This is a genomic window from Martinezella dioscoreae, assembly GCF_009176305.1.
GTDB lineage: Bacteria > Pseudomonadota > Alphaproteobacteria > Rhizobiales > Rhizobiaceae > Rhizobium > Rhizobium dioscoreae.
Genome location: NZ_BLAJ01000002.1, coordinates 261135 through 287501, shown reverse-complemented (window position 1 = coordinate 287501; position 26367 = coordinate 261135). Strand labels below are relative to the sequence as shown.

28 protein-coding genes are annotated in these 26367 nt (G+C 60.7%); 16 read left to right on the top strand and 12 right to left on the bottom strand.

What is annotated here, in order from left to right; genetic code table 11:
• Positions 1 to 188: 188 nt before the first annotated feature.
• Both GDN47_RS07920 and GDN47_RS07915 read left to right on the top strand, forming a co-directional pair.
• Entirely contained in the window at positions 189 to 866 is a 678-nt protein-coding gene (locus GDN47_RS07920; protein ID WP_112721871.1) for a FadR/GntR family transcriptional regulator, read from the top strand.
• The gene (locus tag GDN47_RS07915; RefSeq protein ID WP_113329307.1) at positions 863 to 2134 is read left to right on the top strand and encodes a CynX/NimT family MFS transporter; all 1272 of its coding nucleotides are present in this window, start codon (positions 863 to 865) and stop codon (positions 2132 to 2134) included. Before GDN47_RS07920 ends, GDN47_RS07915 begins: the two co-directional genes overlap by 4 nt.
• A 177-nt stretch (positions 2135 to 2311) precedes the next feature.
• On the opposite strand, the gene GDN47_RS07910 is transcribed toward GDN47_RS07915, so the two are convergent.
• The 3 genes from GDN47_RS07910 to GDN47_RS07900 all read right to left on the bottom strand — a co-directional run bounded on the left by GDN47_RS07910 (position 2312) and on the right by GDN47_RS07900 (position 4545).
• Entirely contained in the window at positions 2312 to 2785 is a 474-nt protein-coding gene (locus GDN47_RS07910; protein ID WP_113389508.1) for a Ros/MucR family transcriptional regulator, read from the bottom strand.
• Between the two features lie 265 nt (positions 2786 to 3050).
• The gene (locus GDN47_RS07905) at positions 3051 to 3470 is read right to left on the bottom strand and encodes an NUDIX hydrolase (protein ID WP_152092996.1); all 420 of its coding nucleotides are present in this window, start codon (positions 3468 to 3470) and stop codon (positions 3051 to 3053) included.
• A gap of 91 nt (positions 3471 to 3561) precedes the next feature.
• Complete coding sequence (locus GDN47_RS07900) at positions 3562 to 4545, bottom strand: alpha/beta hydrolase family protein (protein ID WP_152092995.1); 984 nt, start codon at positions 4543 to 4545, stop codon at positions 3562 to 3564.
• A gap of 180 nt (positions 4546 to 4725) precedes the next feature.
• Between GDN47_RS07900 and GDN47_RS07895 the strand changes: the two genes are divergently transcribed.
• From GDN47_RS07895 to GDN47_RS07830, 14 genes are all read left to right on the top strand, one after another.
• Positions 4726 to 5052: a PadR family transcriptional regulator gene (locus GDN47_RS07895; RefSeq protein WP_092707768.1), complete on the top strand. Its 327-nt coding sequence runs from the start codon at positions 4726 to 4728 to the stop codon at positions 5050 to 5052.
• Complete coding sequence (locus GDN47_RS07890) at positions 5049 to 5621, top strand: DUF1700 domain-containing protein (protein ID WP_152092994.1); 573 nt, start codon at positions 5049 to 5051, stop codon at positions 5619 to 5621. The genes GDN47_RS07895 and GDN47_RS07890 overlap by 4 nt, the downstream gene beginning before the upstream one ends.
• Before the next feature lie 34 nt (positions 5622 to 5655).
• Positions 5656 to 6363 carry a GIN domain-containing protein gene (locus tag GDN47_RS07885; protein WP_113329301.1) on the top strand — a complete coding sequence of 236 codons (708 nt, stop codon included), beginning with the start codon at positions 5656 to 5658 and terminating at the stop codon, positions 6361 to 6363.
• Positions 6364 to 6495: 132 nt separating this feature from the next.
• Positions 6496 to 7017 (top strand): homoprotocatechuate degradation operon regulator HpaR, encoded by a 522-nt coding sequence (hpaR, locus tag GDN47_RS07880; RefSeq protein ID WP_113329785.1) that lies wholly within the window; start codon positions 6496 to 6498, stop codon positions 7015 to 7017.
• A 96-nt stretch (positions 7018 to 7113) separates the two neighbouring features.
• Positions 7114 to 8100 carry a helix-turn-helix domain-containing protein gene (locus GDN47_RS07875; RefSeq protein ID WP_152092993.1) on the top strand — a complete coding sequence of 329 codons (987 nt, stop codon included), beginning with the start codon at positions 7114 to 7116 and terminating at the stop codon, positions 8098 to 8100.
• 103 nt (positions 8101 to 8203) lie between these two features.
• The gene (locus GDN47_RS07870; protein WP_152092992.1) at positions 8204 to 9610 is read left to right on the top strand and encodes an aldehyde dehydrogenase family protein; all 1407 of its coding nucleotides are present in this window, start codon (positions 8204 to 8206) and stop codon (positions 9608 to 9610) included.
• A 3-nt stretch (positions 9611 to 9613) separates the two neighbouring features.
• On the top strand, positions 9614 to 11209 hold the full coding sequence (locus GDN47_RS07865) for a GMC family oxidoreductase (protein ID WP_152092991.1): 1596 nt from the start codon (positions 9614 to 9616) through the stop codon (positions 11207 to 11209).
• Positions 11210 to 11268: 59 nt separating this feature from the next.
• Positions 11269 to 12522: an ABC transporter substrate-binding protein gene (locus tag GDN47_RS07860; protein ID WP_152092990.1), complete on the top strand. Its 1254-nt coding sequence runs from the start codon at positions 11269 to 11271 to the stop codon at positions 12520 to 12522.
• Between the two features lie 65 nt (positions 12523 to 12587).
• A complete protein-coding gene (locus GDN47_RS07855; protein ID WP_113329296.1) occupies positions 12588 to 13454 on the top strand; it encodes a branched-chain amino acid ABC transporter permease in 867 nt (288 codons plus the stop codon).
• The gene (locus GDN47_RS07850; protein WP_152092989.1) at positions 13451 to 14488 is read left to right on the top strand and encodes a branched-chain amino acid ABC transporter permease; all 1038 of its coding nucleotides are present in this window, start codon (positions 13451 to 13453) and stop codon (positions 14486 to 14488) included. Before GDN47_RS07855 ends, GDN47_RS07850 begins: the two co-directional genes overlap by 4 nt.
• Complete coding sequence (locus GDN47_RS07845) at positions 14485 to 15189, top strand: ABC transporter ATP-binding protein (protein WP_152092988.1); 705 nt, start codon at positions 14485 to 14487, stop codon at positions 15187 to 15189. The genes GDN47_RS07850 and GDN47_RS07845 overlap by 4 nt, the downstream gene beginning before the upstream one ends.
• 1 nt (position 15190) lies before the next feature.
• A complete protein-coding gene (locus GDN47_RS07840) occupies positions 15191 to 15907 on the top strand; it encodes an ABC transporter ATP-binding protein (protein ID WP_152092987.1) in 717 nt (238 codons plus the stop codon).
• A gap of 15 nt (positions 15908 to 15922) precedes the next feature.
• Positions 15923 to 16639, top strand: a complete 717-nt coding sequence (locus GDN47_RS07835; RefSeq protein WP_152092986.1) for an SDR family NAD(P)-dependent oxidoreductase — start codon at positions 15923 to 15925, stop codon at positions 16637 to 16639.
• 11 nt (positions 16640 to 16650) lie between these two features.
• A complete protein-coding gene (locus GDN47_RS07830; RefSeq protein WP_152092985.1) occupies positions 16651 to 17595 on the top strand; it encodes an AraC-like ligand-binding domain-containing protein in 945 nt (314 codons plus the stop codon).
• 40 nt (positions 17596 to 17635) lie between these two features.
• Here GDN47_RS07830 and GDN47_RS07825 read toward each other — a convergent pair whose 3' ends face one another.
• The 9 genes from GDN47_RS07825 to hpaE all read right to left on the bottom strand — a co-directional run bounded on the left by GDN47_RS07825 (position 17636) and on the right by hpaE (position 26359).
• Entirely contained in the window at positions 17636 to 18025 is a 390-nt protein-coding gene (locus tag GDN47_RS07825; protein ID WP_113329290.1) for a nuclear transport factor 2 family protein, read from the bottom strand.
• A gap of 7 nt (positions 18026 to 18032) precedes the next feature.
• Positions 18033 to 18812, bottom strand: a complete 780-nt coding sequence (locus tag GDN47_RS07820) for a MoaF C-terminal domain-containing protein (protein ID WP_152092984.1) — start codon at positions 18810 to 18812, stop codon at positions 18033 to 18035.
• Between the two features lie 16 nt (positions 18813 to 18828).
• Positions 18829 to 19617, bottom strand: a complete 789-nt coding sequence (locus GDN47_RS07815; protein WP_152092983.1) for an SDR family NAD(P)-dependent oxidoreductase — start codon at positions 19615 to 19617, stop codon at positions 18829 to 18831.
• 163 nt (positions 19618 to 19780) lie between these two features.
• Positions 19781 to 20587: a 4-hydroxy-2-oxoheptanedioate aldolase gene (gene hpaI / locus GDN47_RS07810; RefSeq protein WP_152092982.1), complete on the bottom strand. Its 807-nt coding sequence runs from the start codon at positions 20585 to 20587 to the stop codon at positions 19781 to 19783.
• 11 nt (positions 20588 to 20598) lie between these two features.
• Positions 20599 to 21402: a 2-oxo-hept-4-ene-1,7-dioate hydratase gene (hpaH, locus tag GDN47_RS07805; protein WP_152092981.1), complete on the bottom strand. Its 804-nt coding sequence runs from the start codon at positions 21400 to 21402 to the stop codon at positions 20599 to 20601.
• The gene (locus tag GDN47_RS07800) at positions 21402 to 22274 is read right to left on the bottom strand and encodes a fumarylacetoacetate hydrolase family protein (RefSeq protein WP_152092980.1); all 873 of its coding nucleotides are present in this window, start codon (positions 22272 to 22274) and stop codon (positions 21402 to 21404) included. The genes hpaH and GDN47_RS07800 overlap by 1 nt, the downstream gene beginning before the upstream one ends.
• Before the next feature lie 23 nt (positions 22275 to 22297).
• Complete coding sequence (gabD, locus tag GDN47_RS07795; protein WP_152092979.1) at positions 22298 to 23752, bottom strand: NADP-dependent succinate-semialdehyde dehydrogenase; 1455 nt, start codon at positions 23750 to 23752, stop codon at positions 22298 to 22300.
• 69 nt (positions 23753 to 23821) lie between these two features.
• On the bottom strand, positions 23822 to 24802 hold the full coding sequence (gene hpaD, locus GDN47_RS07790) for a 3,4-dihydroxyphenylacetate 2,3-dioxygenase (RefSeq protein WP_152092978.1): 981 nt from the start codon (positions 24800 to 24802) through the stop codon (positions 23822 to 23824).
• Positions 24803 to 24841: 39 nt separating this feature from the next.
• Entirely contained in the window at positions 24842 to 26359 is a 1518-nt protein-coding gene (hpaE, locus tag GDN47_RS07785) for a 5-carboxymethyl-2-hydroxymuconate semialdehyde dehydrogenase (RefSeq protein WP_152092977.1), read from the bottom strand.
• Positions 26360 to 26367: the final 8 nt, after the last annotated feature.

Sequence of the window (26367 nt, the reverse complement as noted above, 5' to 3'; positions counted from 1 at the left end):
TCGCCATGATTTCGGGTGCTCTGCCAGATCCCGGATCCGCCTATGACTTGCATCCCCGCCTTCGGTTTCGCCATCGCCGCCACATCGCCGTAGCCAACCGATTGTTCGCCTTGCTGAAAATACGATTGACTGAAGACGATCGATTGACTAAGTGATAAAGTCATCCGATGACTTAATGAAATCCAACCATGCGCGCTCTGACCAAAACGACGCTTGCGGATACGGCCGTGGAGGCAATTCGCAGCGAGATTACCAGCCGCCGCTGGCTCGTTGGCGAAAAGCTGCCCAACGAGGCCTCCCTCTCGTCCATGCTGTCCGTCAGCCGCGGCACGGTTCGTGAGGCGGTGAGGGTCCTGGTATCTCAGGGCTATCTCGAGACACGGCAGGGGTCCGGGACCTATGTCCGGTCGAACACAGATGTTGGTCGGCCACTGGACATGGCCCGCCGCGCCGGATTGAGAGACCAGTTCGAGGCCCGGCTTGCGCTGGAGGTCGAGGCAGCAAGGCTTGCAGCCTTACGTCATTCCCCTGAAGCCGTTTCGCAATTGCGCGCCTTGCTGGTTGCTCGCGGCAACTATGCCGGCGGCGACAAGGCGGCGTTCATCGAGCGTGACCTTGCCTTCCACAAGGCTGTCGTCGCGGCCTCGCAGAACAGGGCGATGATCGAAATCTACGAGTTCTTCTCTCTATCGATTGCCGAGACCATCGAGGCGACGCTCGGCGAGGATATCCCCGAGCCGGATATGCAGGCGCATATCGCTATCGTCGACGCCATCGAAACCGGCAGCCCCGAAGCGGCCGATAGAGCTGTGCGCCGCTTCATGGCCCCCATCGTCGCTACACTTGATCGGTTGCTTATGTCATGACCATGTCCTCGCAAAATCTCGCCTCCGTCGAATTGATCGATGCCGAGGCTGATGAAGTTCCCGCACCGCTGCCGCATGGAGGCAAGTCGCCGATCGGCAGGTTTTTGCTGGGTGCGAGCCTTGTGCTCATCGCTTTCAATCTGCGGCCGGTTTTTTCCAGCGCATCGGCGCTCTTGCCGGAGATACGGACCGGTCTTGGCCTCTCCGCCTTCGGCACCAGTATCCTTACGACCTTGCCCGTCATTTGCATGGGGCTGTTTTCACCGCTTGCGCCAAGGCTGGCGCAGCGCGTGGGGACCGAGCGCGTCCTGCTCGGTGTCATTCTCCTGCTCGCGCTGGGCACGGCGCTGCGAGGCTTTTCTTCGATTTCGCTGCTGTTCTTGGGCACCGCATTGGCCGGCGCCTGCATTGCTATCGGCAATGTCCTGTTGCCGGGCGTGGTCAAGCGCGATTTTCCCGATAAGGCGGCGCTTATGACGGGTTGCTATACGATGGCGCTATGCGCGGGAGCTGCAAGTGCGGCCGGCTTCACGCTTCCCGTCGAGCATGCTCTCGGCGGTTCGCTTGGCGGCGCGCTGGCCGTCTGGGCCTTGCCTGCCTTTGCCGTCGGACTTCTCTGGCTGCCGCAGGTAATCGGTGCGCGCAGCCAGGCGCGGCGCGCCGGCTTTCGTGTTACCGGTTTGTGGAGCGACCGCATCGCCTGGCAGGTAACGCTTTTCATGGGACTGCAATCGGCGCTCGCCTATTGCGTCTTTGGTTGGCTGGTGCCCATTCTGCGTGAACGTGGTCTCGACGGCGTGACGGCTGGCGTCATCGTATCTGCCTCGGTCATGGTGCAGGCGGCCGCCTGCTTGGTGGCGCCTCATATCGCCGTCAAGGGTAGAGATCAGCGCGCGATCAATGTCATCCTCTGCACAATTGCCGTCGTCGCCTTGCTGGGGCTGCTCTTTGCTCCGCTCTGGACGGTCTGGTTCTGGGCCGTGCTTCAGGGCATCGGGCAGGGCGGATTGATCGCGGTGGCGCTGACTGTCATCGTATTGCGATCGCCCGATGCGCATGTTGCCGCGCATCTCTCCGGCATGGCGCAATTCGTGGGTTACCTGCTTGCTGCGATCGGTCCGCTGGTGGTCGGCATGATCCATGGTTGGACTGGAAGCTTCGCATGGAGCTCCGTCCTATTCCTGCTGCTTGGCCTCGGTGCCGCGATCAACGGTTGGTTCGCCGGCCGCGCCATCACGGTCAATGCCAGGACGATCGAAACGTCTTAACAGCTGCGAGCGGATCGCATCCAGGCTGGCGAGCGAAATCATGAGGTGCCAGCCCACTGCCAAGGGGCGGTCCTGAATTTATACCCCAGCCCGTGATCAGTTTTGTTCATGCAAAAAGCAAACCGCCCGTTCGAAAAACGGGCGGCATGGTTATGGTGCGTGACGAAACGATCCGGATTAGCCGGCCTTCCGCTGGCGCCGTGGTGGTTCGACCGCCGGAGGAATGTCGGTCAGGTTTTTCGTATGGCCCAAGAGAGCCTGCTTTGCCAACGTCGATCTTGTGGCTGCATAGGAGGCCGAGACCATCGGATAATCCGCGGGCAAGCCCCATTTCCTTCGATATTCTTCGGGCGTCAGACCGTATTTGCTGTTCAGGTGCCGCTTGAGCGACTTGTATTTTCCGCCGTCTTCGAGGCAGATCAGATAGTCGTCTGTTATGGATTTTTTGATCGGCACGGCCGGCTTCAGCAGCTTTTCCACCGCCGTCGTTGATGAGGCCGCCTGCTGAGAGCCTGTCAGCGCAGAATAAGTCTCCGTGATGAGCCTGGGTAAGTCTTCCGGCGTTGTCGCATTGCGAAGTACGTAGGCAGAGACAATCTTGCTCGTGAGCTCAATATACCTTTCATGGCTGGCAGTATTTTCCCTTTTCATTTTCGGCCTCACGCAATGTTTTTTATTTATGTATCCAATGTTGTTTTTGCTTTCAATAAAAATTGACGTGACTTTGGATATTCTTTGTCCTTGGTTTATTTTCATAGTAAATATCAGGCGATAGAAGTTTAGAACTGTTATATTCTCATTTTACCACAATATTCAAATTGCACGCCTTCAGGAGATGCGAGGCGCCGGCGTTCAAATATCTGTTTGCCAAGAACGGTGCGGGACCTGCCGGCTTTCGCCTTGCCTGGGTTGGATGTCAGTCACATCGTGGATGTGACCGTTGCGGGTGGAATGGCAGGACATGATGTTCGGTCAGCGGCGCCATGGTGATATCTCCCGGATCTTGGGGTGATACCCAGCGGATCTCTTCGATCTCTGCCGCTGCCGTGATTGCCGTATCGCCCACATGCAACCGGAATATATCTGCAACGACGGTATGGTCTGGCTCGTTGGCAGCTGGCGCCTGGAAACCGCCAAGAAAAATCAGATCCTTAGCCTCTGCGGTAAGCCCCAGCTCTTCGAAGAGTTCCCTGATCAGCGCCGTCTCCGGCGTCTCCTGCGGCTCCATCTTGCCGCCGGGTTGCATGAAGGCAGCGGTACCGCGCTTGCGCACGAGCAATGTCTTCCCGTCCGGGCGCAACACCAGAGCCGCCGCAATGCGTATCGTTTTCGTCATGTCTTGATCTGATCGGATTCGCGGACGAGTTTCAACACTGATAATGTCTGCGCATAATTCGACGGCGTTCGACACGCGGACACCTTCGCTGTTACGGTTTCATCAGGTGCTGGCGGAAAAATGCGACGACCGCGGCGTTGAACTGCCTATGAAACGCGATGCGATCGAACCCCGGCGCGTCGATGCAGGCATCGGACGATGGGTGTATTTCCGGGCAGGGCGTCAGAAACGACAAATGCACGGCATTGGGGACGATCCGAAAATCAGGCTTTTCCGGCAATAGGCGCGCAAGCGTCGCGACATTTTCGGGAGATGCTCCACCACCCCCTCCAAGTTCCGAGCCCCAAAGCTGAAGCGGAACTCTGACATCTTTCACGCTGTCCACAGTCTGGAAGACGATGCTCAGCGGGTCAGCTACAACGACTGCCTTGATACGGGGGTCGTGGGTCAATGATTGTGGTAGCGGTTGTCGCCGCGGAGGCTGAGCATGGTCCGCTGGCGGGCAGCCGGCTGCTTTTGGATCTGAACGGCGTGGAGGCAGCTTGGTAAAATCCGGATTGGCTCCCGCAACGACGAGACCGGTATATCCGCCCTGGGAAAATCCGTAGAAGCCGATCCGCTGCGGATCGATCCTCGCAGCATCGGGGGAGGCACCAAGCACGAAATCGACGATCCGCTTGATATCGGCAGGTCGCTCGATCAATACGCCAAGACCGTTTGCCCGGCTCATGTCGGCATGATTGGCGTGCGGATGATTGATGGCGACGACAATGAAGCCAGCGTCGGCAAGCGCTTCTGCGGTATCGTGATGGCCGAGATACCAGCCGCCATAGCCATGCGAGACGATGATGAGTGGCAGCTCCTTGCCTGCAATTGGACAATCCGGCGTTGCCGGTATTGCCAGAGCTCCGATCTTCACTTCGGTGGGAGGGGTTGTGCAAGGAGACCATATGGCGGCGTCGATCGCCGGATTATCCCCATCACCTGAGATGCGAATGAATTTCAAACCTGCCGCATATCCCGATGACGCGACAAGAAAGAGCGCGGCCGCGAGGGCAAGGCTAAAGCGGATCATGACAACTGCTCCATTTAAACAGAAATATACGCTGCGCAATGGCTGAGACGGCAAGGTGTGCCGGTCCGTAGTAGGCCAGACGACCACGCGAGGACGCCGCATGCCGGCTGCGAAAAACCATCCAGCTACCTTGCATAAACAGATAGCTTGTTATATTCGTTCTGTAAAGCTGAGGCGTTCATGACTGACTCGATCCAAGTTCAATTGCGGAAGGGCGTGCTCGATCTTTGCGTCCTGGCCGTGCTCTCGCGGGGCGAAAGCTACGGCTATGAAATTGCGAGTACGCTGGTTGCTGCGGTCGGCATGGGCGAAGGAACGATCTATCCGCTGATGCGCAGGATGCAGAATGACGGACTGGTTGCGACCCGCATCGTCGAGTCGAGCAACGGGCCGCCGCGTAAATATTATCGGCTCACGCCGCTGGGGCGCTCGATTTTCGAAGCGCATCGCCGCGACTGGCGCTCGCTAGCAGGCTCCGTCGACAAGCTACTCGAGGATTTGCCGTGACCAGGGAAGCATTTTTGCGCACGCTGAGATTGGGACTTGCAGGCCTGCCTCCTCACGAGGTCGATGATATCGTGGCCGACTATGCCGCCCATTTTTCCGAATCCGAGGCCTCTGGCCGAAGCGAGGAGGAGGTTTCCGCCGCTCTCGGCGATCCGGCCAGGATTGCGCGAGAGCTGCGTGCGGATGTCGGACTGCGCCGCTTCGAGGCGCATTGGAGCGTGCCGAACCTGTTGGCTGCCATGATGGCGCTGGCCGGCCTTGCCATCGTCGATATCTTCTTCCTGCTGCCTTTGCTGTTTGCGGCAATATTCGTCACGCTCGGCCTTGCGATCGCATTGGTGGCCGTCGGCGCCGTTGGCCTGAAGATCATCGTCACGACCGTGTTGTTCCATATCGGCCTGCCTTCCGTCGGCATGCTGGCCCGCCTGCTTGTCGGTGCCGGGCTGGTGAGCTGCTTCGTGGGTGGCGGCGCTTTGCTGCTGATGGGTTTGAGTTTGGGTATCCGCATGATCGGGCAATATGCCCGCCTGCATTTCCGCCTGGCGCAAGTGGACGAAGGTCGAGCTTGAGCGCCGGACTGCACATCGTTGGAGGAAAAGGACAATGAACGGGAAGCTGGCGACTGTCGCGACGACCGGACTGATTTGTGCATTCGTCTTTCTTGCGCTCGGCATCGGACTTTCCGGGCCGGATTGGGCAAACGCAGCGCATTGGTGGGGTGGCATGCAATCCAGCTGCGGATCTGCGGCTTCCGGCCGGCAGCAGGTTATCCTGCCTTTCAGCTCCAGTGGCAGCCTGACGATCGATATCCCGGCCTCCGTTCATTATCAGCCGGGCGGAAAGGCGGAGGCCGTCATCACCGGCGATCCCGCACTTCTCGATCATGTGCGGCTCGAGGGCGGGAGGCTGAGCATGGATTGCAATCCGGGTTGGTCCAACTCCAAATTCGATGTCAGCCTGTCGGGGCCGCTCGTCACTGATTGGAGGGTGCGGGGCAGCGGCGATCTCGCTCTGTCGCAGCTCGATCAGGCAGATCTGCGCCTGAGGATCTCCGGAAGCGGCAGCGTCACGGCCACGGGAAGCGCACGCTCGGTCGATCTGGATGTATCGGGTTCGGGCACTGCACGTCTCAAGGACCTGGCCGCTCAATCCGTGAAGATCAGAATTCATGGCAGCGGCGATGCGGAAGTCGCCGCTGCGGCGGATGCAGACATCTCGATCAGCGGAAGCGGCAATATCGAACTCTACGGACATCCGGTGCTGCGGCGTTCCGAAATCAGAGGCAGCGGCCGCCTGGTACAGGTGCCGTAGTCCATTGCGAGAAAGCGCGCCGCGCGGCGACGATCCTTGCCGTCGGCTTTGATCGATATCATGCGATCGCCTTGCTTTGAATGATTCTCATGTTAATCAGTGAGGGCCGTAATCGAAGCGAACATGCAAAAGATGCAAAACAGAACAGACAGTGGCGTGAGGCCGCGCCCCGAACCTGAAACCGCAGCAAAACAAGCTAAGCGGCCGCTGCGCGATCGCCGCCGCTCGCTGGCGATCGGACTTCTGCGTGCCCGTGAAGCGGTCATGAGCCATTTCCGGCCAATCCTGGCGGCGCATGACGTAACCGAGCAGCAGTGGCGTGTCATTCGCATTCTCTATGAAGGCGGCCAGCTTGACGCGACCGAATTGGCCGACAAGGCATCCATTCTAGCGCCAAGCCTCACGCGCATGATCCGCTCGCTTGAGGAGCGCGGCTTCATCACCAAGCACAAGGATGATGCCGACGGACGCAGAGTATTGCTGCAGATCACCCCGGCAGGGCAGGCGATCGTCGAGGACGTCATGCCGGAAAGCCAGAAAGTCTATGCCGATATCGATGCCCGTTTCGGCGAAGAGCGGGTGGAGAAGCTGCTCGATATGCTGGAGGAGCTTGCCTCGCTGAAATTGGAGAACGGCCCGGCCGGCGAGGAATGAGGCCCCTTCGATTTTGTTAATGTGTTAAGTATTTGATTGACGCGTCAGGAGATCTGTAGCAGTCTTCCGCGGTGCTGACACTGTTGGGAGGCGGAGTTGGACCTGCTACAAAATCGCAGCCTGGTCGACCGGACCTGGTCGCCGACGCCCTACGACCAGTGGGTTGACGATCTTCAGAGCATTTGCGGCAACTTCAATCCGCACACGGTGCAGCGCGGTGATAGCGTCATAGGCATGGCCAGCCGCATCGACGTCTGCGGCATGGAATTCGCCCATGTTTCCAATGATCTCGACTATGTTCATCGCGATTGGGATGACATTCGCCGCGACGCCAATGAGCACCTGTTCCTGATCCTGCAGCTGGAAGGCGTCTGCGGCGTCGAGCATTCCGGCCAGCAGAACATCCTCGATGTCGGCGAATGCATTCTTGTCGACTCCACGCGACCGACAACTTTCTATTTCCGCGGGCACTTTTCCAATCACCTGTCGCTGCATCTGCCCCGGCAGCTGATGTATTCCGAGAGCAAGATCGATTTTGATATTGCGCGCAAGCTCGAGGCGAGCGATCCGATGGCAATGATGCTGCGTGCATTGATCGCCAAGATGATGACCACGCCGGATAATGAAGCAGCTTCGCCCTATCTTCGCCAGCTGATGTTCGACACGACCCGCCAGGCATTCCTCTCCACAGGCGCCCAGACGGCAAGCCTGAATTCCCTGCACGAAAGTGCCAGCAAGCGCATGCAGATGGTCGATATCCTCATCGACAAGCATCTGACCGATAGCGACCTCAGCGCCAAATGGCTGGCGACACGGCTCGGCATTTCGATCCGTACTCTGCAGCAGGATTTTCAGGGCATGGGCATGACCTGCACGACGGTCATTCGGGACAAGCGGCTGCGCTTTGCGCGGGAAAAGATCGAGCAGCTCAAGGAGCAGCGCAATCCGACGACGATAGCCGAAGTCGCCTATTCGGCCGGGTTCAATGACATTTCCTATTTCAATCGCAGCTTCAAGGAGCTGTTCGATTGCGCGCCGAGCGAGCTGCTGCGCGCCGCCGAGCCGGCGCATAGATTGGACTGAAGCGCGAGACTGCGCTTCAGTCCAAGACGAGGCGCGTTTCTCCCCAAGACGGGTTTTGGGGCAAAGGCCATAGTCCTCCCGAAAGTCACGGGAGGAAAATGTCGTGAAGCAGTATACCCTGCTTATCGGTGGCGAGCCTGTTGCCACGTCCCATCATGCACCGGTTAAAAACCCGTCGAATGGCGACGTGGTTGGCTTTATGCCGCTTGCCGGCGAAGCGGATCTCGATCGCGCCGTTGCCGCGGCCGCGCAAGCCTTCAAGGGCTGGTCGCAGGTATCGAGCGGGGAACGTGCGGCGGCCTGCCATGCCGTTGCGGAAAAGATCAGCGAGCACGCCGAGGAGCTGGCCCAGCTGCTCACGCGCGAACAGGGCAAGCCGCTCAACGGTCTCGGCTCTCGCTTCGAGATCGGTGGCGCGCTGGCATGGACGCGCCATACCGCCGAGCTGGATCTGCCAATCGAGATCCTGCAGGACGATAATGAAGGCCGCGTCGAGCTGCATCGCAAGCCGATCGGGGTCGTCGGTTCGATCACGCCCTGGAACTGGCCCGTGATGATCGCGTGCTGGCATATCGTTCCGGCTATTCGTGCTGGCAATACCGTCGTCATCAAGCCGTCGCCCTTGACGCCGCTGTCGACCATCCGTCTCGTCGAAATCATGAACGAGGTTCTCCCACCCGGCGTCGTCAACGTCGTCACCGGCGAAAACAGGATTGGTGCCGCCCTTTCCGCCCATCCCGGCATCGCCAAGATGACCTTCACCGGCTCGACGGAAACGGGCAAGAAGGTCATGGCATCTGCGGTTGCGACCCTCAAACGCCTCACGCTGGAACTTGGCGGCAACGATGCCGGCGTCGTTTTACCTGATGCCGATCCGAAGGCCGTTATCGAGGGCCTCTTCTGGGGCGCCTTCATCAACAATGGCCAGACCTGCGCGGCGCTGAAGCGTCTCTACGTGCATGACAGCATCTATGAGGAAGTGTGCCGTGGTCTTGCGGACTATGCTTCCAAGATCGCCGTCGGCGACGGGCTGGACGAGGCAAGCATTCTCGGCCCCGTGCAGAACGAGATGCAGTTCAACAAGGTGCGCGAACTGGTCGAGGATGCGCGCGCCAATGGCGGGCGCATCCTGACCGGCGGCGCACCGATGGATCGCCCGGGCTATTTCTATCCGATCACGCTCGTCGCAGATGTAGATCATGGCGTGCGCCTGGTCGATGAGGAGCAGTTCGGTCCGGCCCTGCCGATCATCCGCTACAGCGACATCGACGAAGTGGTTGCTCGCGCCAACCAGAATCCTGCTGGGCTTGGCGGCTCCGTCTGGTCCTCCGATGTCGAGAAGGCGAAGCGCTACGCGATGCAGCTCGAATGCGGCTCGGTCTGGATCAACAAGCATGGCACGATCCAGCCGAACGCACCTTTCGGCGGCGTCAAGCAGTCCGGCATCGGCGTCGAATTCGGCGCGGAAGGGCTGAAGGAATTCACCACGATCCAGACCGTATTGAGCTGAGCCATGACGACTTACGACTATATCATTGTCGGTGGCGGTTCTTCGGGTTGCGTGCTGGCAAATCGGCTTTCAGAAAATCCGGCGCATAAGGTGCTGCTGATCGAGTCCGGCCGCCGGGATTCCGACCCATGGATCCACATTCCTGCGACCTTCTTCAAGGTGCTGGGCAAGGGCATTGACATCCATCCCTATGCCTCGAACCCTGACAAGGGCCTGAATGGGCGTCCGAGCATCGTGCCACAGGGTAATGTGCTCGGCGGCGGCAGCTCCGTGAATGCGATGATCTATATTCGCGGTCATCGCAACGACTACGATACCTGGTCGCAGATGGGCTGCCAGGGCTGGTCCTACGAGGATGTGCTGCCGGCCTTCCGTTCTCTGGAAAACAATGAGCGGCTGAACGGCCAGTACCATGGGAAAAAGGGCGGTCTGCGTGTCTCGGACCCGCGCCATCGCCATCCATTGAGCGAGGCTTTCATCAAGGCGGCGACCGAAATCGGCATTCCGCATAATGATGATTTCAACGGTGCGGATCAGGCCGGTGTCGGCTTCTATCAGAGCACCACCTATGGCGGTCGTCGCTGGAGCTCGGCCCAGGCCTTTTTGCGCGAGGCGGAGAAGCGGCCGAACCTGACCGTGCTGACGGAGCGCAAGGTCGGCCGTATCCTGTTCGAAGGGCAGAAGGCCGCCGGTGTCGAGCTGCTCGATGGCACAGTCTTCAGGGCGTCCCGGGAGATCGCGCTGACCGCAGGTGCTATCGCAACACCGAAGATCCTCCAGCTGTCCGGCGTCGGCGACGGCGCGCATCTTTCTTCGCTGGGCATCAAGATCGTTGCCGATCTGCCGGGTGTCGGTGCCAATTATCAGGATCATCTCGAGGTGCCGGTGCAGGGCGAGACGCGTGAACCGATCTCGATCCTCGGCCATGACAAGGGGCTGCGGGCCGCCGGCCATATGCTGCGCTATCTGACTTCGCATCGCGGCCTGCTGTCGTCCAATGTCGTCGAATGCGGCGGTTTCATCGATACGTCAGGCACCGGCCAGCCGGATGTGCAGTTCCACGTCCTGCCTGTTCTGATCGGTTTCGTCGATCGTGAACCGGAACCAGGCCACGGCTTGAGTATCGGCCCATGCTATCTGCGGCCGCGCTCGCGCGGCTGGATACGATTGAAGAGCGCCGATCCGACCGAGCAGACGGATTTCAATGCCAACCTGCTTTCCGATCCGGCCGACCTTGAAACCCTGGTGCGCGGTGTGGAAACGGCGATCCGCATCCTCGACGCGCCGGCGCTTGCCAGGCTGGTCAAGCGCCGCGTGCTGCCGAAGCCGGGCGTCGAGAAAGATCCCGAAGCGCTCCGCGATTACATTCGCCAGTCCTGCAAGACCGTGTTCCATCCGGCGGGAACGGCCCGTATGGGCCGGGCGGACGATCGCATGGCCGTCGTTGGGCCGGATCTGAAGGTCCGTGGGATCGAGGGTCTGCGCGTTTGCGACGCCTCCATCATGCCGACACTGGTATCCGGCAACACCAATGCACCGACGATGATGATCGCGGCCAAGGCTGCGGCTTTCATGACTGGAAAGGCGATTTCCGGCTGAGCCGGACGTCGGGGAAGAAAAGAGCCCGTGGGGAGCGGGACAACAAACTGGAGGAGACAATGCCTATCAATCTAAGAGGGCTGGCAATCGGCCTTTTTCTGACGCTCGCATCGGCATTCAGCGTGCATGCGGCCGCATCCTGCGGCGACAACACTGGCAAGCCGGCAACCGGCGAGCCGATCATCATCGGTGCCATTACCGGCAAGACCGGGCCGGATGACTTTTCCAACTCCACCAAGGCGGCAAAGGCCTATTTTGATTGCCTGAATGCCAATGGCGGCATCAAGGGGCGGCCGGTCAAATATCTGGTCGAGGACGATCAGTGGAATCCGGAAATCGCCGCGCAGCTCGCCGCCAAGCTCGTCAACGACGAGAAGGCCGTGCTGATGGTCGGCAATTCCAGTTATGTCGAGTGCGGCGCCAATGCCGATTTCTACAAGAAGTCCGGCATCCTTGTCGTCGCCGGCGTCGGCGTGCCGCGCGAATGCTATTTTGCTGAGAATTATGCGCCGACCAATGCCGGGCCGCGCGTCTCGATGCTCGGCGCCATGGGCTACGCGCTCGACAAGCTGAATGCGAAGTCCGTCGTCTGTATCGGCCCGAACATCCCGAATGTCGGCACCTGGTCCTGTGACGGCGTGATGCTGCTTGCCAAGGAAAAAGGCTTTGCGGCCCAGGCGATCCTTATGGATCCGGGCTCTGCAGACGCCACATCGATCATCCTGCAGGCGGCCGCAAGCAAGCCGGATGTCATCGTGCTTGGCCTGTCGAAGGGCGTGGCCGTGCCACTGCTGACGGCTGCCGAAGAACAGGGGCTCAACCAGACGATCACCTTCCTCAGCGCGGCCTCGGCCTATGATCTCTCGGTTCCAGCTACCATTGGTTCGGGTTGGGACGACAAGTTCTATGTCAACATGGAATTCAACGATCTGAACGCGCAGACGCCGGATAATCAGAACTGGCTCGCCGTCATGGATCAGTACGGCCAGAAGTCCGATCCGCGCGATACCTTTGCTCAGGCTGGCTACCTCGCAGCTCGCATCGCCGAAAAGGCACTGATGACGCTTGACCCTGCCAAGATCGACCGCGAGACGGCTTCTGCCGCCGTGCGCGAGATCAAGGACTTCAGGAGCGATATCTTCTGCGCTCCCTGGTATTTCGGCGATGGCCAGCCGCGCCACAATGCCAATTCGACGACACGCATGGCGGTCGCCGAGGGTGGAAAGTGGAAAGTCGTTTCCGATTGCGCCCCATCGCCCGATCCGGAGCTGAAGGACGTGCGTGCTTTTGAAAAGTCCGCCGGTATCAACTGAGCCCAGACGCTTGTCTCGGTTCCGCGGCAAATCCGCGGAACCGAACGACCCGAAAGGATCGATTTATGAACATCCTGCCTTTCATCATATCCGGGCTTGGGATCGGCGCCGTTTACGCGCTGTCCGGCGTCGGCCTGGTCGTCCTGTTTCGGGCGACTGGCGTTCTCAACTTCGCATTCGGTGCCTTCGGCGCGATCGGTGCGCATTGCGCCTGGCAACTGTTGGAGTGGAAGATGCCGCTCCCCGTCGCCATCCTCGCCGCCGTTGCCGTCTCGACGACGATCAGTTTTCTTTATGGTCGGGTCCTCGCGCCCATGCTGTCGCATCGCGATATCGTCGTGCGCGCCGTCGGGACCCTGGCACCGGCGCTGATCCTGATCGCGATCATGGGTGTCATCTGGGGCGAGCTGCCGCGCCGCCTGCAATTCCCGACCGACCAGATGTTCATCTCTCTTTTCGCCGTGCGCCTGACCTTTACGCGTATCATCGCCATCATTCTTGCCGTCGTCATGGTCATTGCCATCACTCTGCTTCTGACTCGCACGCGCCTTGGTCTCGATATGAGGGCGCTTGCCAATGATCGCGATCTCAGCGCCATGCTTGGCGTGCGCATCCTTTACACGGAAACCGCCGCCTGGATCATGACTGGCATCTTCGCCGGTCTTGCCGGCCTGCTGCTTGCCGATCTCGTCCGGCTACAGGGCACCTTCCTGACCTTGCTGGTGATCCCGGCGATCGCCGCAGCGATCCTCGGTCAGTTGCAGTCGCTGTGGCAAACGGCCGTCGCCGGCATTCTGATCGGTATTGCCGAGGCCGTGCTGACGCCTGTCGCCTGGATATCGCCCTATCGCGCAGCAGCACCCTTCATCATCGCGCTTGTCGCGGTCACCATTCTCGGAGGCACGGCCAGGGCCGCGTTGAAGGACCGATGACCGTTCAGGAGCAAACAATCACCCCAACAGCCGGAAGCATATCGATGATGCGCCTGCCGAAGCAGCTTCTTCACGTGCCTGTGACGATGCTGATCTTCTCGCTCGTCGTCGCTTTGCTCGCCAATTCTTTCTGGCTTTCTGCCGCCACATCCGCGGTTGCTCTGTCGCTGTCCGTTGCGGGGCTTGCCATCCTCTATGGTCAGCTTGGTCTCGTCTCGCTTTGCCAGTTCGCGCTTGTCGGCGTCGGCGGCTGGGTGACGCTTCGTGTCGGCCATGCCTTTCATCCGCCTTTTGAATTGAGCCTGCTTGCGGGCGGTATGGTCGCTTCGATCGTAGGGCTGGTATTCGGCTTGCCCGCCTTGCGCCTGCGCGGTCTTTATCTTGCGCTGGTAACGCTGATGCTGGCGGGCGCTTTTCAGATCGTCATCAGCGCCTGGGGCTTTCCGGATGGCGGTCCCGGCTTCCTGGGGCGCGCCGATGGCTCCGGCCGTGCAATGCTCGCAAGACCAATAGTCGCCGATGGTGAGGTCTCCTATTTCCTCTATGTCTGTGTCGTGGCAGCGATCGGCCTGCTGATCGCGCAATGGCACAAACTTGCCCGACCCGGCCGCGCATGGGCGCTGATCCGCAAAGGCGAGACGGTTGCGGTTGCAAGCGGCGTCAATGTGCTCATTTACAAGGCCTGGGCCTTCGCGTTGAGCGGCTTTCTTGCCGGTCTTGCGGGTGGGTTGCTCGCAGGCAATGTCGGTCAGCTCGACGGGCGTGCCTTCGGCGCCTTCGAGAGCCTCAATCTCTTCGCACTTGCCATCGTCGGTGGCGTCTTCAACTGGTACGGCGCCGTCATCGCCGGTTTGTTGCTGCGTGCCGTGCCGGCCCTGCTCACGGATCTCGGCATTGATGGCTATGTTACGATCGGGATCTTCGGCGTCGCCCTGTTCCATGCGCTGGCGACCGCGCCGACGGGCATTGCCGGCCAGATATCGGCTCTTATTGCCCGGTTGAATGCCGTTCTCTCCACGGGGAGGGCACGATGATCAAGATCGACAATCTCATCGTCCAGTTCGGTGGTGTCCGACCGATTAATGAGCTGAGCGCGGCGCTGACAGCGCCCGTCGCCGGTCTCATCGGCCCGAACGGCGCAGGCAAAACCACGTTGCTCAATGTGCTCTCCGGTTTCGTGAGGCCGATCCAGGGATCGGTCTCGCTCGGCGAGCGGCCGCTGCTGGCGATGACGCCCCTGCAGCGCGTGCGCGCCGGCCTGCGACGCTCGTTCCAGACAGAGCAGGTGGTGGAGGATCTGACCGTTGCCGGCAATATTGCCGCGATCGCCGATCATGTCGTTGGCACCGGCCACCATGCCCGTGCGGTCGAGCAGGCCCTTGCCTTTGTCGGGCTGACCGATGCCGCCGAGAGGCCCGGCCAATCCCTCAATCTCTTCCAGCGCCGTCTCGTCGAGCTGGCAAAATGCGTTGTCGGCGAGCCGAAGCTTATCCTGCTTGATGAACCGGCAGCGGGTCTGACGGAAGAAGAGGGCAAGGCTTTTCGCGAGCTGGTGCTGCGCATCCCAGCGGAATTCAGAGCACAAGTGCTGATTATCGACCATGATGTCGATCTCATCCGCTCCATGTGCAGCGAAACGATGGTGCTCGACTACGGCAAGCTTCTGGCGCTTGGCCCGACACAGACTGTGCTTGCCGATCCCAATGTGCGGCGCGCCTATCTAGGGGAGTTCTGATATGGACGCCACGTCGGAAATCAGCGTTGAAAATCTCGTCGTCGAGCGCGGCGGCAAGCGCGTCATCCATGACATTTCGTTTTCCGTCACGGCTGGGAAGATCACGACACTGCTTGGGGCCAATGGCGCCGGAAAGTCGAGCACGGTTATGGCCATGGCGGGCGTCCTGCCGCGTGGCGGTTCCGTATGCCTCGCCGGCGCGGCGCTCGAAGGGTTCTCGCCTGACCGCATTCGCCGCGCTGGTCTTGCGCTCGTGCCGGAGGGGCATCGCGTGCTCGGGCAGCTTTCCGTCGAGGATAATATTCTCGTGGCAGCGCTGGAGACATCGGCGGCTGCCCGACGAGAGGGACTGGCTCATGCCTATGAGATCTTTCCCGAACTATCGGAACGGCGGCGTCAATCGGCATCGGATCTTTCCGGCGGCCAGAAGCAGATGGTGGCGATGGCGCAGGCCTTCGTCGCCAAGCCACGCTTCATGATCGTTGACGAGCTGTCGCTCGGCCTTGCACCGGCCGTCGTCAAGCGGTTGGCCGAGGCGCTAAAAATCGCCGCCACGCGCGGCATAGGCGTTTTGCTGATCGAGCAGTTCGCCAATCTCGCCCTCGATCTTGCCGATCAGGCTCTTGTGCTGGAGCGCGGACGCCTGGTCTTTTCCGGCGCCGCGGCGACGCTCAAGGCCCAGCCGCACATTCTGCACGGCGCCTATCTGGCAAGCTGACGCGAGGGAGCCTTCATGACATTCTCTGCCGATCTTTTTGCGAGGCGAACGGTCGTCATAGCCGGTGGTACATCTGGCATAGGGGCAGCGACCGCGCGGAGCTTTGCCGATCTCGGCGCCCGTGTGGTGAGTTTCGGGCTCGGTGCCTCGATCGCGCCAACAAGTCGGCAGATCGAGTATCGCGAACTCGATGTACTGAAGCCTGGCGCGCTGGAAGCGTTCTTCTCCTCGGTCGAGGCAATCGATATTCTCGTCAACTGCACCGGTGTTAGCCGGGATCGGGGCGAATGGCAGAAGAGCGCATTCGACGAGGTGATGGCGATCAATCTCACGTCGATCATGGATTGCTGCCGGCTGGCCCGTCCGCGCATGCGGGCGGGGTCGGCGATCGTCAATATAGCCTCGATGTATTCGACCTTCGGCGCCGCCGATCGTCCGGCCTATGCGGCCAGTAAGGGCGCGATCGTGCAGCTGACGAAATCGCTCGCCCAGGAATACGCCCAGGCGGATATCCGCGTGAATGCGGTGGCACCCGGCTGGATCGTCACGCCATTGAGCCGCGCGCTGTTTGCCGACGAACGATCATCGACGCCGATCCTGCGGCGTATTCCCGCCGGCCGCTGGGGCGCGTCCGAAGAAGTCGCCGATGCGATCGTCTTTCTATCATCTGATGCCGCGCGCTATATCACCGGCGCCTGCCTGCCGGTCGATGGCGGTTATCTCACCTCCTGAGGGCAGCAATCATGACCGCAGCACTTCACCGGCATGTCGATAGCGCCAGCGGTCGATCGTTCGCAGGGCTGGCGCGCAATCTCTTCGGTAATGTCCGGCTTGATTTCAGCACGGCGGATGAGGAAAAGAGCCGCATGACCTCTGCCATGCTGGGTACTTGCCGACTGACGCGGCTGGAGGCGGACCGGCATGTCGTCTTCGGCGATCATGTGACGGCAGCGCCGAATGATCCCGATGCGATCAAACTGATCGTGCAGACTGAGGGCTACGCTTCGCTGACGCAGGGCGGATTGCATGCGCCCGTCTCGCGGAATGCGCTTGTCGTCTATGATCCCAGCCGCCCCTATATGCTGACGAACAGCACGCCGGTCCGCCAATTGTTGCTGCAATTGCCGCGCCATAGCCTGCCAGCGACGGCCCTAGAACGGTTGTCGCAACCTTTCACGGCGCATGCTGATAAGGATGGCATGTGCCGGATCCTTTTGTCGCTGATGGATTCGACCATTCATGAGATCGATCATCTTGACGAGGCCAGGCGCGCAAGTGTCGGCCAGACCATGCTCGAGCTCGTGCGCACCATGATTGGCGCCGACCTGCAACAGGCAATACCGGTCGCAAACCCCCTTCACACACTGCTGCAGCGGATCAGGGATTTCATCGATCTCAATCTCGAACGGCCGGACTTGACGATAACCATGATCGCGCGCCGCATGGGCTGTTCGGTGCGTTACGTCTATCGCGCATTCGAAGTGGAGTGCCTGACGCCTTCCGATTACATCTGGGATTTGCGGGTCCAAAAGGCTGCGGAAAAGCTGCGAGATGCCGGCGGCTACGCGGGAGAAATATCCGAGATCGCATTCGCGCTCGGCTTTTCCTCCAGCGCGCATTTCTCGCGCGCCTTCCGCCTTCGATATGGTGTGTCGCCGTCGCAATGGCGCAAGGCCAATATGTCTTAGTTGATGAAGCGGCCCTGCCGGAGCCGGGTCGCCTCGTTTCTCATTTCATGGATTCAGCCACTCTCAGCGTGTCCGTGAACTGTTCGAAACGCCGGATCTTGCCGCCCGCCACGCCCCAGACATGCACGACCCGGGCTTTGAAGGTCTTTCCCGTCTGCTTGTTGGTGCCGCTATAGTCTCCTACGCCAACGACCTCGTCGCCGGCGTCGAGCAGGCGTTCGAGATTGAAGGTGTAGCCTTCGAAGGCCTCTCCGAGTGCCTGGAAGACGTTTCTGAAGATCTCCTGCGGGCCGACATAGGTGCCGGCGCAGGGGAAGCCATCCATCTCGGTCCAGCGGCAATCGGGGGCGATGTCGGCAAGCATGCCATCCATGTCGCGGCGGTCATTGGCGTCGTAGTGCGCCTTTACGATATCGAATGCTGTGCGCATGGCGTCCTCACACGGGTTCCTGGCCGGGCAGGTAATAGGTCATCGAGGCCTTGCGGATGAAGGCGCCGGCCGGGCTGTTCTGGATGCGCCCGTCGCCAGTGATGCCGAGGAACTTGCCTGTCGAGCGCATATCCTTGAAATTGTAGAAGAATGTGGATGCGACCGCGATTTTGAATTCACGGAAGGTGAAGATGTAGAGATTTTCATCAAACTTATACGTCGTCGCGAGATCAACATCGCCGTGGCCGCGCTGCACACCGACAAGGCATTGCCAGGCATAGCGCTGCGACGAGAGATAGGTGTGCTCGTAGACATGATTGGGGCTGTAGGTGAAATGAGCCCTGAGCCCGATCAGGTCGCGGCTCTCGTGCGGCACCGACCCGCTTGCGGCGCCACCTTCAATAACACCTGGCCGGAAGATCTGCGCGACCTGCGGCTCGCCGACGGAATCCTTGAGCTCGCGAACGACCGAGTAAATGGAAAGCACGCGGCGCGTCTCGGTGTTGAGGATCAGCGTCTCGGCTTCCCTGGGGCGGCCGGCAAAGATGATCTCGACGAAATAAGTCTTCGGCGCGACTTCGATCACCTCGGACAAGTCGTTCCCGCTGTCCTTGCCATCCGACCATTTCACCTCACCCTTGGCGAAGGAGAGTTCCAACCTACGGCCATCGTCGAACGCGATCTTGTGCGTCGAGCCGGTCAGGGCCTCCGTGGCGGGCAGACGGTTCGTGTCGATGCCATAGGCGAATTCGTCGTAGGTTTTCCAGTCCTTGGGATTCTGGTTCATCTCTATTTCCTCCCCGTTATTCTACAAAAGCCAGCGTCGGCAGGTCGACGGTGCCGGCGCCGCCGTCGACGGTAAGCACCGCGCCGTTGATCATTGATGCCTCGCCTGAAGCCAGGAAGCAGACAGCATTGGCGACATCCTCTGCGGTTGCCGGCCGGCCGAGCGGCACGTCTTTGGTGACGAGCGCGTAGGCCTCCTCGATGCCGTTCAGCTTGTATTTCTCGACAATGAATTCCATCTGCTCATCGGCCATGGCGGTCGTGACCCAGCCGGGGCAGACGGTATTGGTGCGCACGCCCCTGCGGCCATAGTCACGCGCCAGCGATTTCGCGAGGCCGATGCAGCCATGTTTCATGGTGACGTAGCCCGCCGCATCCGGCCCGGCAAAGAGTCCGGCAATCGAGGCGAGGACGACGATGTTGCCTTGGTTCCTGATGAGATGCGGCAGGGATTCGCGGGCGCTGACGAAAGCGGTGTTGAGGTTGAGACGAACGGCGAGATCCCAGGTCTCGTCCGACATGCTGATCGTCGGCCCGACGCCATGGCCGCCGGCATTGGCAATCAGGATATCGAGGCCGCCGTGGGTTGCGACGACCTTCTCGACGGCAGCCTTCATCGCGGCGCCGTCGGCGGCATCGGCCGCGACGATGGTAGCGCCGATTTCATCGGCAACACTTCTCAGCGGCTCGGGACGGCGCCCCACGAGTGCGACATTGCCGCCTTCCTGCCTAATACGGCGGGCGACGGCCGCGCCAATGCCCGTGCCGCCGCCGGTGATCAGGGCAGTCTTGTTCTTGAAACGCATGTTTCCTCCTCTTGGCTTTCGGGTTCATCATGACCGATGCTCGCGGAGGCGTCGCGTCCAGCTGTGCAGTCCGTTTTGACTGAGCGTGCACAAGGCTTTCCCCATGCCGAAATTTGCGCGATGAGGCGCAAGGTCACGCGACGCAGGGAAGGCGCGTCGGCGCTCAATAGACCTTGACGTCGTGAGGCGGCTTGGCGGCGTCCGTCTTCTTGAAATCGTCAAGGAGCTTGATTGTGGCATTGGCAAGCAGGGTAACGTCGTTGCCGATCGCGACGAAAGTGGCACCAAGTTCGAGATAGCGTTTGGCCAGCGAGAGATCGCCGATCAGGATGCCGGCGGCCTTGCCATGCGACTGGATTTTTGTGAGCGCTTTTTCGACTTCTGCCTGAACTTCAGGGGCGCCCGGCTTGCCGAGATAGCCCATGTCGGCTGCGAGATCGGACGGTCCGATGAAGACGCCATCGACGCCTACCGTCGAGGCGATGTCGTCGAGCGCCGCAAGCCCGGCGCGACTTTCCACTTGCAGCAGCAGGCAGATCTCGTCATTGGCCGTCGGCAGATAGTCGGGGATGCGGTTGAATGCGGAGGCGCGGGCAAGGGCTGCGCCGACGCCGCGCACGCCATGCGGCGGGTATCTAACAGCCTTGACCATGGCCTCGGCCATTTCCTTGCTGTCGACCATCGGGATCAGCAGGGTCTGTGCGCCGATATCCAGCATCTGCTTGATGATCCAGGTCTCGCCGACCGGCGGACGGATCACAGCATGGCTCGCCGTGCCCTTCATCGCCTGGAGTTGCGAGACGAGAAGCGGCACATCGTTCGGGGCATGCTCTGCATCCAGCAGCAGCCAGTCGTAGCCGGCGCCGGCGCAGATTTCGACCGTGTAGGCATTGGCGAGCGCCTGCCAGAGGCCAATCTGCGCCCGCCCTTCCTTCAGGGCCTGTTTGAAGAGGTTTTTCGGCGCAGGCATGGCTCCCTCCTTCATGCAAAAAACAGGCTAACCGATCCGTAGGGACCGAAATCGGCATTGATCGTATCGCCATGCCGCGCCTCGATCGGGCGGATGAATGAGCCGGCAAGCACGATCTGGCCGGCTTCGATGCCATCGCCATATTGCGACAGTCGATTGGCAAGCCAGGCGATGCCACGTGCGGGCTGGTTGAGCACGCCGGCGCCAAGCCCTGTTTCTTCCACTTCGGCATTGCGGCTGACGATCGCACCCATCCAGCGCATGTCGATCTCATCAGGCCGCACGGCGCGGCCGCCTGTGACGATGCCGGCATTGGCGGCATTGTCGGAGATGGTGTCGACGATTGTGCGCGCCCTTTTCGTATCGGGATCGACGCGAAGGATGCGCGTGTCGAGGATCTCAAGAGCCGGCGTCACATAGTCGGTGGCATTCAGCACATCGAAGATCGAAACGTTCGGGCCTTTGAGCGGCGCCTTCATGACAAAGGCGATCTCGGCCTCGATGCGCGGCTGGATAAAGCGGTCGGCCGGCACGGTGGCGCCATCTTCGAACACCATGTCGTCGAAGAGTACGCCGGAATCCGGGATGTTGATGTTCAGGGCATATTGCATTGCCTTCGACGTCAGCCCGATCTTCCAGCCGATCGGCTTGCGGCCGCTCGCAATCTTCTTTTTGACCCAGGCGCCCTGAACGGCATAGGAATCGTCCATCGTCATCTGGGGATGCTTGAGCGAGAGGAGCCCGGTCTGGACGCGCGTCCGCTCCGCCTGATCGAGGCTTTCGGCCGCAGCCTGGATTTCGTCATGAGACAGCATCAGCGCACCTCGTCGGCAATGGTATTTTTCAGGATGCCGAGGCCATCGGCTTCGACTTCGACGACATCGCCCGGCTTTAGCCAGATCGGCGGATCGAAGCGGGCGCCGGCGCCCGTCGGCGTGCCCGTGACGATGACGTCGCCGGGAACGAGCGTAGTGAAAGTGGAGATGTAGTTGATGATCTTGCGGAAGGAGAAGATCATTCGGCTGGTGCGGTCGCTCTGGCGCACCTCGCCATTGACGCGGGTCGCGAGCGCTATGTCTTCAAGCTGGGCCGCATCCGTGAAGGGGATCAGCCACGGGCCGATCGAGCCGGTATTGTCGAAGTTCTTGCCCTGGGTGACGTTGAACTTCGCATGCCGCACCCAGTCGCGGATCGTGCCCTCATTGCAGAGCGAAAGAGCTGCAATATGCGAGAAGGCATCGGCCTCGGCAATGCGGCGACCGCCTTTGCCGATGACGATGACGACCTCGCCTTCATAATCGAGCTGCGGGCTTTCCGGCGGGCGGATCAGGGGCTGATCGTGCCCGGTGAACGACCGCGGAAAGCGAATGAAAAGCGAGGGATTGGGGGGAGCGGCCTGCCCATCCTTGTACTCCTCGTTGCGATCGGGGAAATTGACCCCGACGCAAATGATCTTTTCCGGTGACGGAATGGGAATTTCGAAGCGAATGTCGTCGAGCGCGAAATCCGGCTTTAACGTCTTGGCTTCCTCGGCGAGTTGAACGAGGCGACCGGCCTCGATCACTTCGCGCAGCGTCGGCCATGTCGCGCCATGGCGGGCCGAGAGGTCGACGACACCGCCGTCGACCGCGAGCCCGTAGCGATGACGGCCGTTTCTCGAAAAAGACAGGAATCTGGGATGGGTCATGCTTTCATGGCCTTCTCTTGACCTCAGATGACGCCGCCGAGGCAGACATATTTGATTTCGGTGAATTCCTCGATTCCGTAGCGTGAACCCTCACGGCCGAGGCCGGAAAGCTTGATGCCGCCGAACGGCGCTTCGGCTGTCGAGATCAAGCCGGTATTGACGCCAACCATGCCATACTCCAGGGCTTCGGCGACGCGGAAGACGCGAGCGAGATCCTTGGCATAGAAATAGGAGGCAAGGCCGAACTCGGTGTCGTTGGCCTGTGCAATGACATCGGCCTCATCCTTGAAGCGGAAGAGGGGAGCCACGGGACCGAAGGTTTCTTCCCTGGCTACGGCCATGGCAGGCGTGACGTCGGCAAGTACCGTCGCCTCATAAAAGCGTCCACCGAGCTGGTGGCGATGGCCGCCGGCAACGACGCGGCCGCCCTTGGAAAGCGCATCGGCGACATGCTCTTCGACTTTGGCAAGGGCCGCCTCGTCGATCAGCGGGCCGAGATTGATGCCTTCATCGAAGCCGTTACCAGTCTTCAGCGAGCTGACCGCCTTCGAGAGTTTTTCGGCAAAGGCATCATAAACGCCGTCCTGCACGTAGAGACGGTTGGCGCAGACGCAAGTCTGGCCATTGTTGCGGAATTTGGCGATCATCGCGCCTTCGACGGCGGCATCGAGATCGGCATCGTCAAATACGATGAAGGGTGCATTGCCGCCGAGCTCCAGCCCGAGTTTTTTGATGGTCGGCGCGCTCTGCTTGTAGAGCTCGGCGCCGACTTCCGTCGAGCCGGTGAAGGTGAGCTTGCGCACGACGGGACTTGCGGTCATCTCGCCGCCGATGGCGCGGGCCGAGCCGGTCAGGACGCTGAAGAGGCCCTTGGGCAGGCCGGCGCGCTCGGCAAGAATGGCGATTGCAATGGCCGAGAACGGCGTCTGCGAGGCAGGTTTCAGCACCATGGCGCAGCCGGCGGCAAAGGCCGGTCCGGCCTTGCGGGTGATCATCGCATTCGGGAAATTCCAGGGGGTGATCGCCGCGACCACGCCGATCGGCTGCTTCATGACCAGAATACGCTTGTCCTTCTGGTGGCCGGGAATGATGTCGCCATAGACGCGGCGGGCTTCCTCGGCAAACCATTCGATAAAGCTGGCGCCATAGGCGATTTCGCCCTTGGCTTCAGGCAGCGGCTTGCCCTGTTCGGCCGTCAGGATGCGTCCGAGGTCATCCTGGTTTTCCATCATCAGCTCGAACCAGCGCCTGAGGATGCCGGAGCGCTCCTTGGCGGTGCGGGCGGCCCATTCCTTCTGCGCGGCTTCGGCTGCGGCAATCGCCTTTTTGGTCTCGGCCGCGCCCAGATTGGGAACGAGGCCGATGATCTCGCCCGTTGCGGGGTTGTCGACCTTGATCGCGTTGGAGGGATCGGCCTCGATCCACTCGCCGCCGACCAATGCGGCTTGCCGGAACAATGTTGCGTCTTTCAAATTCATGACGGACTCCTCGCGCTTTCGAACGTTGATGAGGAGCGGGCGTCTTTCACCCGCTCTCAAGGGTAACGCTTAAGGCGCGATAATCGGCTGTGCCTTCAGATCGGGCTCGGCGACTTCCGCACCGGCAAACAGGCTACCATGTTCGAACCAGGATTTGGGAGCGGGTGCGCCCCACAATGTCTGGCGCTGCGGATCCTTGAGGTCCCACTTGATCGGTTCCAGATCGGGATCGACCGTCTGATAGTCCGAGCAATAGATTTCGATGCGGTGGCCATCGGGATCGAGAATATAGAGGAAGAAGGCGTTGGAGATGCCGTGGCGGCCCGGGCCGCGCTCGATATTGGCGACCCAGCCGGTCGTCGCCATCAGGTCTAGCAGGTCGATGATGTTGAGCGGCGTCGGCACCCAGAAGGCGGTGTGGTGCAGGCGTGGACCGCGGCCGTTGGTGAAGGCGATGTCGTGGACGCCGCCCTTGCGATGCGTCCAGGCGGCCCAGAGGCGGCCTGTTTCCGCATCCTCGGTATATTCGGTCACGCGGAAGCCGAGCTCGTTATAGAAGGCGACGCTTTCATCGACATTGGTAGAGAAGCAGTTGAAATGGTCGATGCGCAGCGGCTTCACGCCCTTGTAGAGGGCGTATTTCTGGTGGATCGGCGGCAGACGGTCCATCCTAGAATAGAATTCGAGGGGTATGCCATGCGGGTCGCGGGTACGGAAGGTGCGCGCCTGATAGGGGCGCTCGATCCATTCGACCGGCAGATTCTTGCCCTTGAAGAAGTGCGCCGCCTTGTCGAGATCCTCGTCGCTGAAGACTTTGAAGCCGAGATCGCGGGCTTCGGCCTTGTCGGATTTCTTCAGCACGATGCAGTGGTGGCCGCGTTCCTCCATTGCCCTGAGATAGATCGTATCGGCCGTTTCATCCGTCACCTGCAGGCCGAGCGTGTCGACATAGAAGGCGCGGGATTTGGCAAGATCGGTGACGCCGAATTCGACATGGCTGAGACGCACGATGTTGAAAGGCGGATAGAGATTGGGTTTCGGCAGGGGCATTTGTTCCTCCTCTTATGCGTACTTATAGATATTAGCGGCTCAGCCGCCGAGTTTCTGGATGGCGTGCTGCTTGGTGGCGAAGGCGATGTTCTTGGTTTCCATGTAGAAATCGAAGGACCAGTCGCCGCCGTCGCGGCCAATGCCGGAGCTTTTAACCCCGCCGAAGGGTGTGGGCAGGTGACGCACATTTTCCGAGTTCACCCAGATCATGCCGGCTTCGAGGTGATCGGTGAAACGGAAGGCGCGGGTGACGTCCGAGGTCCAGAGATAACCGGTCAGGCCGTACTGGACGTCATTGGCCAGCGCCAGCGCATCGGCTTCGTCCTTGAAGGGGATGGCGGTCAGAACCGGCCCGAAGATTTCTTCCTGAGCGATGCGCATCTGGTTGTTGGCGCCAGTGAAGAGCGTGGGCGAGACATAGCAACCGCCGCCAGGGCCGTTGACTTTCTCGCCGCCGGCGGCGAGCGTCGCACCTTCCGAACGGCCGATCTGAATATATTCCAACACCTTCTTTTCATGCACGGGATGGACGAGCGGGCCGACAACCGTTTCCGGATCAAGGGGATGTCCGACCTTGATGCGCTTGGCCTTCTCGGCGACGATCGCGGTGAATTTGTCGTAGACGCTTTCCTCGACCAGCAGGCGCGAGGACGAGGTGCAGCGCTCGCCATTCAAAGAATAGATCATGAAGACGGCAGCGTCGGCTGCACGCTCCAGATCGGCATCGGCAAAGACGATGACCGGGTTCTTGCCGCCGAGCTCGAAATGCACGCGCTTCAGCGTGTCGGCGCCCTGCTTCATGATCATCGAGCCGGTGCGGCTTTCGCCGACGAAGCCGATCGCCTTGATCAGCGGGTGTTCGGTCAATGCGCGACCGGCATCCTCGCCGAGACCGTTGACAAGGTTCCATACACCTTTCGGCAGGCCGGCCTCCTCGGCGATCTCCACTAGAAGGCGCGCAGTGAGTGGCGAGAATTCTGCCGGCTTGTGGACGATGGTGCAGCCCGCAGCGAGAGCCGGCGCGATCTTCCAGGTCGACAGCATGAAGGGCGTGTTCCAGGGCGTGATGATGCCGACCGGGCCGATCGGCACGCGCGTTGTCAGGTTCACCTGACCTTCCGCACGCAACGTCTTGCCGTCGCGAGCTTCCGGGGCGCGATCGGCGAAGAAGCGGAAGTTTTCCGCACCGCGTAGAGCGGCCTTCGCCATGAATTTCAGGGATTGTCCGGTATCCATGCACTCGACGAAGGCGATTTCTTCGGCGCGCGCGACGATCGCATCGGCGATCTTATGCAGGAGCTTCTTGCGGGCTTCACCAGGCATCGCGGCCCACTCTGCGAAGGCAGCCTTTGCGGCCTTTGCAGCGCGATCGATATCGGCTGCCTTGCCGCGGGCCACGGTAGCGAGCGGCTTCAGATCGACAGGCGAAATCGTTTCGAAAGTGGAACCGTCATCGGCCGAGACATCCTCGCCATTGATGCGGTTGAGAATGCCGCGATCCTTGAAACGGGCGAGAAAGTCTTCCGCCTTTGCGATGTTTTCCTGCAGTTTGGACATCGTCTATT

Coding starts and splice junctions, on each gene's coding strand:
- GDN47_RS07920 (WP_112721871.1), top strand. CDS start 189: ATGCGCGCTCTGACCAAAACGACGCTTGCGGATACGGCCGTGGAGGCA.
- GDN47_RS07915 (WP_113329307.1), top strand. CDS start 863: ATGACCATGTCCTCGCAAAATCTCGCCTCCGTCGAATTGATCGATGCC.
- GDN47_RS07910 (WP_113389508.1), bottom strand. CDS start 2,785: ATGAAAAGGGAAAATACTGCCAGCCATGAAAGGTATATTGAGCTCACG.
- GDN47_RS07905 (WP_152092996.1), bottom strand. CDS start 3,470: ATGACGAAAACGATACGCATTGCGGCGGCTCTGGTGTTGCGCCCGGAC.
- GDN47_RS07900 (WP_152092995.1), bottom strand. CDS start 4,545: ATGATCCGCTTTAGCCTTGCCCTCGCGGCCGCGCTCTTTCTTGTCGCG.
- GDN47_RS07895 (WP_092707768.1), top strand. CDS start 4,726: ATGACTGACTCGATCCAAGTTCAATTGCGGAAGGGCGTGCTCGATCTT.
- GDN47_RS07885 (WP_113329301.1), top strand. CDS start 5,656: ATGAACGGGAAGCTGGCGACTGTCGCGACGACCGGACTGATTTGTGCA.
- hpaR (WP_113329785.1), top strand. CDS start 6,496: ATGCAAAACAGAACAGACAGTGGCGTGAGGCCGCGCCCCGAACCTGAA.
- GDN47_RS07865 (WP_152092991.1), top strand. CDS start 9,614: ATGACGACTTACGACTATATCATTGTCGGTGGCGGTTCTTCGGGTTGC.
- GDN47_RS07860 (WP_152092990.1), top strand. CDS start 11,269: ATGCCTATCAATCTAAGAGGGCTGGCAATCGGCCTTTTTCTGACGCTC.
- GDN47_RS07855 (WP_113329296.1), top strand. CDS start 12,588: ATGAACATCCTGCCTTTCATCATATCCGGGCTTGGGATCGGCGCCGTT.
- GDN47_RS07850 (WP_152092989.1), top strand. CDS start 13,451: ATGACCGTTCAGGAGCAAACAATCACCCCAACAGCCGGAAGCATATCG.
- GDN47_RS07845 (WP_152092988.1), top strand. CDS start 14,485: ATGATCAAGATCGACAATCTCATCGTCCAGTTCGGTGGTGTCCGACCG.
- GDN47_RS07840 (WP_152092987.1), top strand. CDS start 15,191: ATGGACGCCACGTCGGAAATCAGCGTTGAAAATCTCGTCGTCGAGCGC.
- GDN47_RS07835 (WP_152092986.1), top strand. CDS start 15,923: ATGACATTCTCTGCCGATCTTTTTGCGAGGCGAACGGTCGTCATAGCC.
- GDN47_RS07830 (WP_152092985.1), top strand. CDS start 16,651: ATGACCGCAGCACTTCACCGGCATGTCGATAGCGCCAGCGGTCGATCG.
- GDN47_RS07825 (WP_113329290.1), bottom strand. CDS start 18,025: ATGCGCACAGCATTCGATATCGTAAAGGCGCACTACGACGCCAATGAC.
- GDN47_RS07820 (WP_152092984.1), bottom strand. CDS start 18,812: ATGAACCAGAATCCCAAGGACTGGAAAACCTACGACGAATTCGCCTAT.
- GDN47_RS07815 (WP_152092983.1), bottom strand. CDS start 19,617: ATGCGTTTCAAGAACAAGACTGCCCTGATCACCGGCGGCGGCACGGGC.
- hpaI (WP_152092982.1), bottom strand. CDS start 20,587: ATGCCTGCGCCGAAAAACCTCTTCAAACAGGCCCTGAAGGAAGGGCGG.
- hpaH (WP_152092981.1), bottom strand. CDS start 21,402: ATGCTGTCTCATGACGAAATCCAGGCTGCGGCCGAAAGCCTCGATCAG.
- GDN47_RS07800 (WP_152092980.1), bottom strand. CDS start 22,274: ATGACCCATCCCAGATTCCTGTCTTTTTCGAGAAACGGCCGTCATCGC.
- gabD (WP_152092979.1), bottom strand. CDS start 23,752: ATGAATTTGAAAGACGCAACATTGTTCCGGCAAGCCGCATTGGTCGGC.
- hpaD (WP_152092978.1), bottom strand. CDS start 24,802: ATGCCCCTGCCGAAACCCAATCTCTATCCGCCTTTCAACATCGTGCGT.
- hpaE (WP_152092977.1), bottom strand. CDS start 26,359: ATGTCCAAACTGCAGGAAAACATCGCAAAGGCGGAAGACTTTCTCGCC.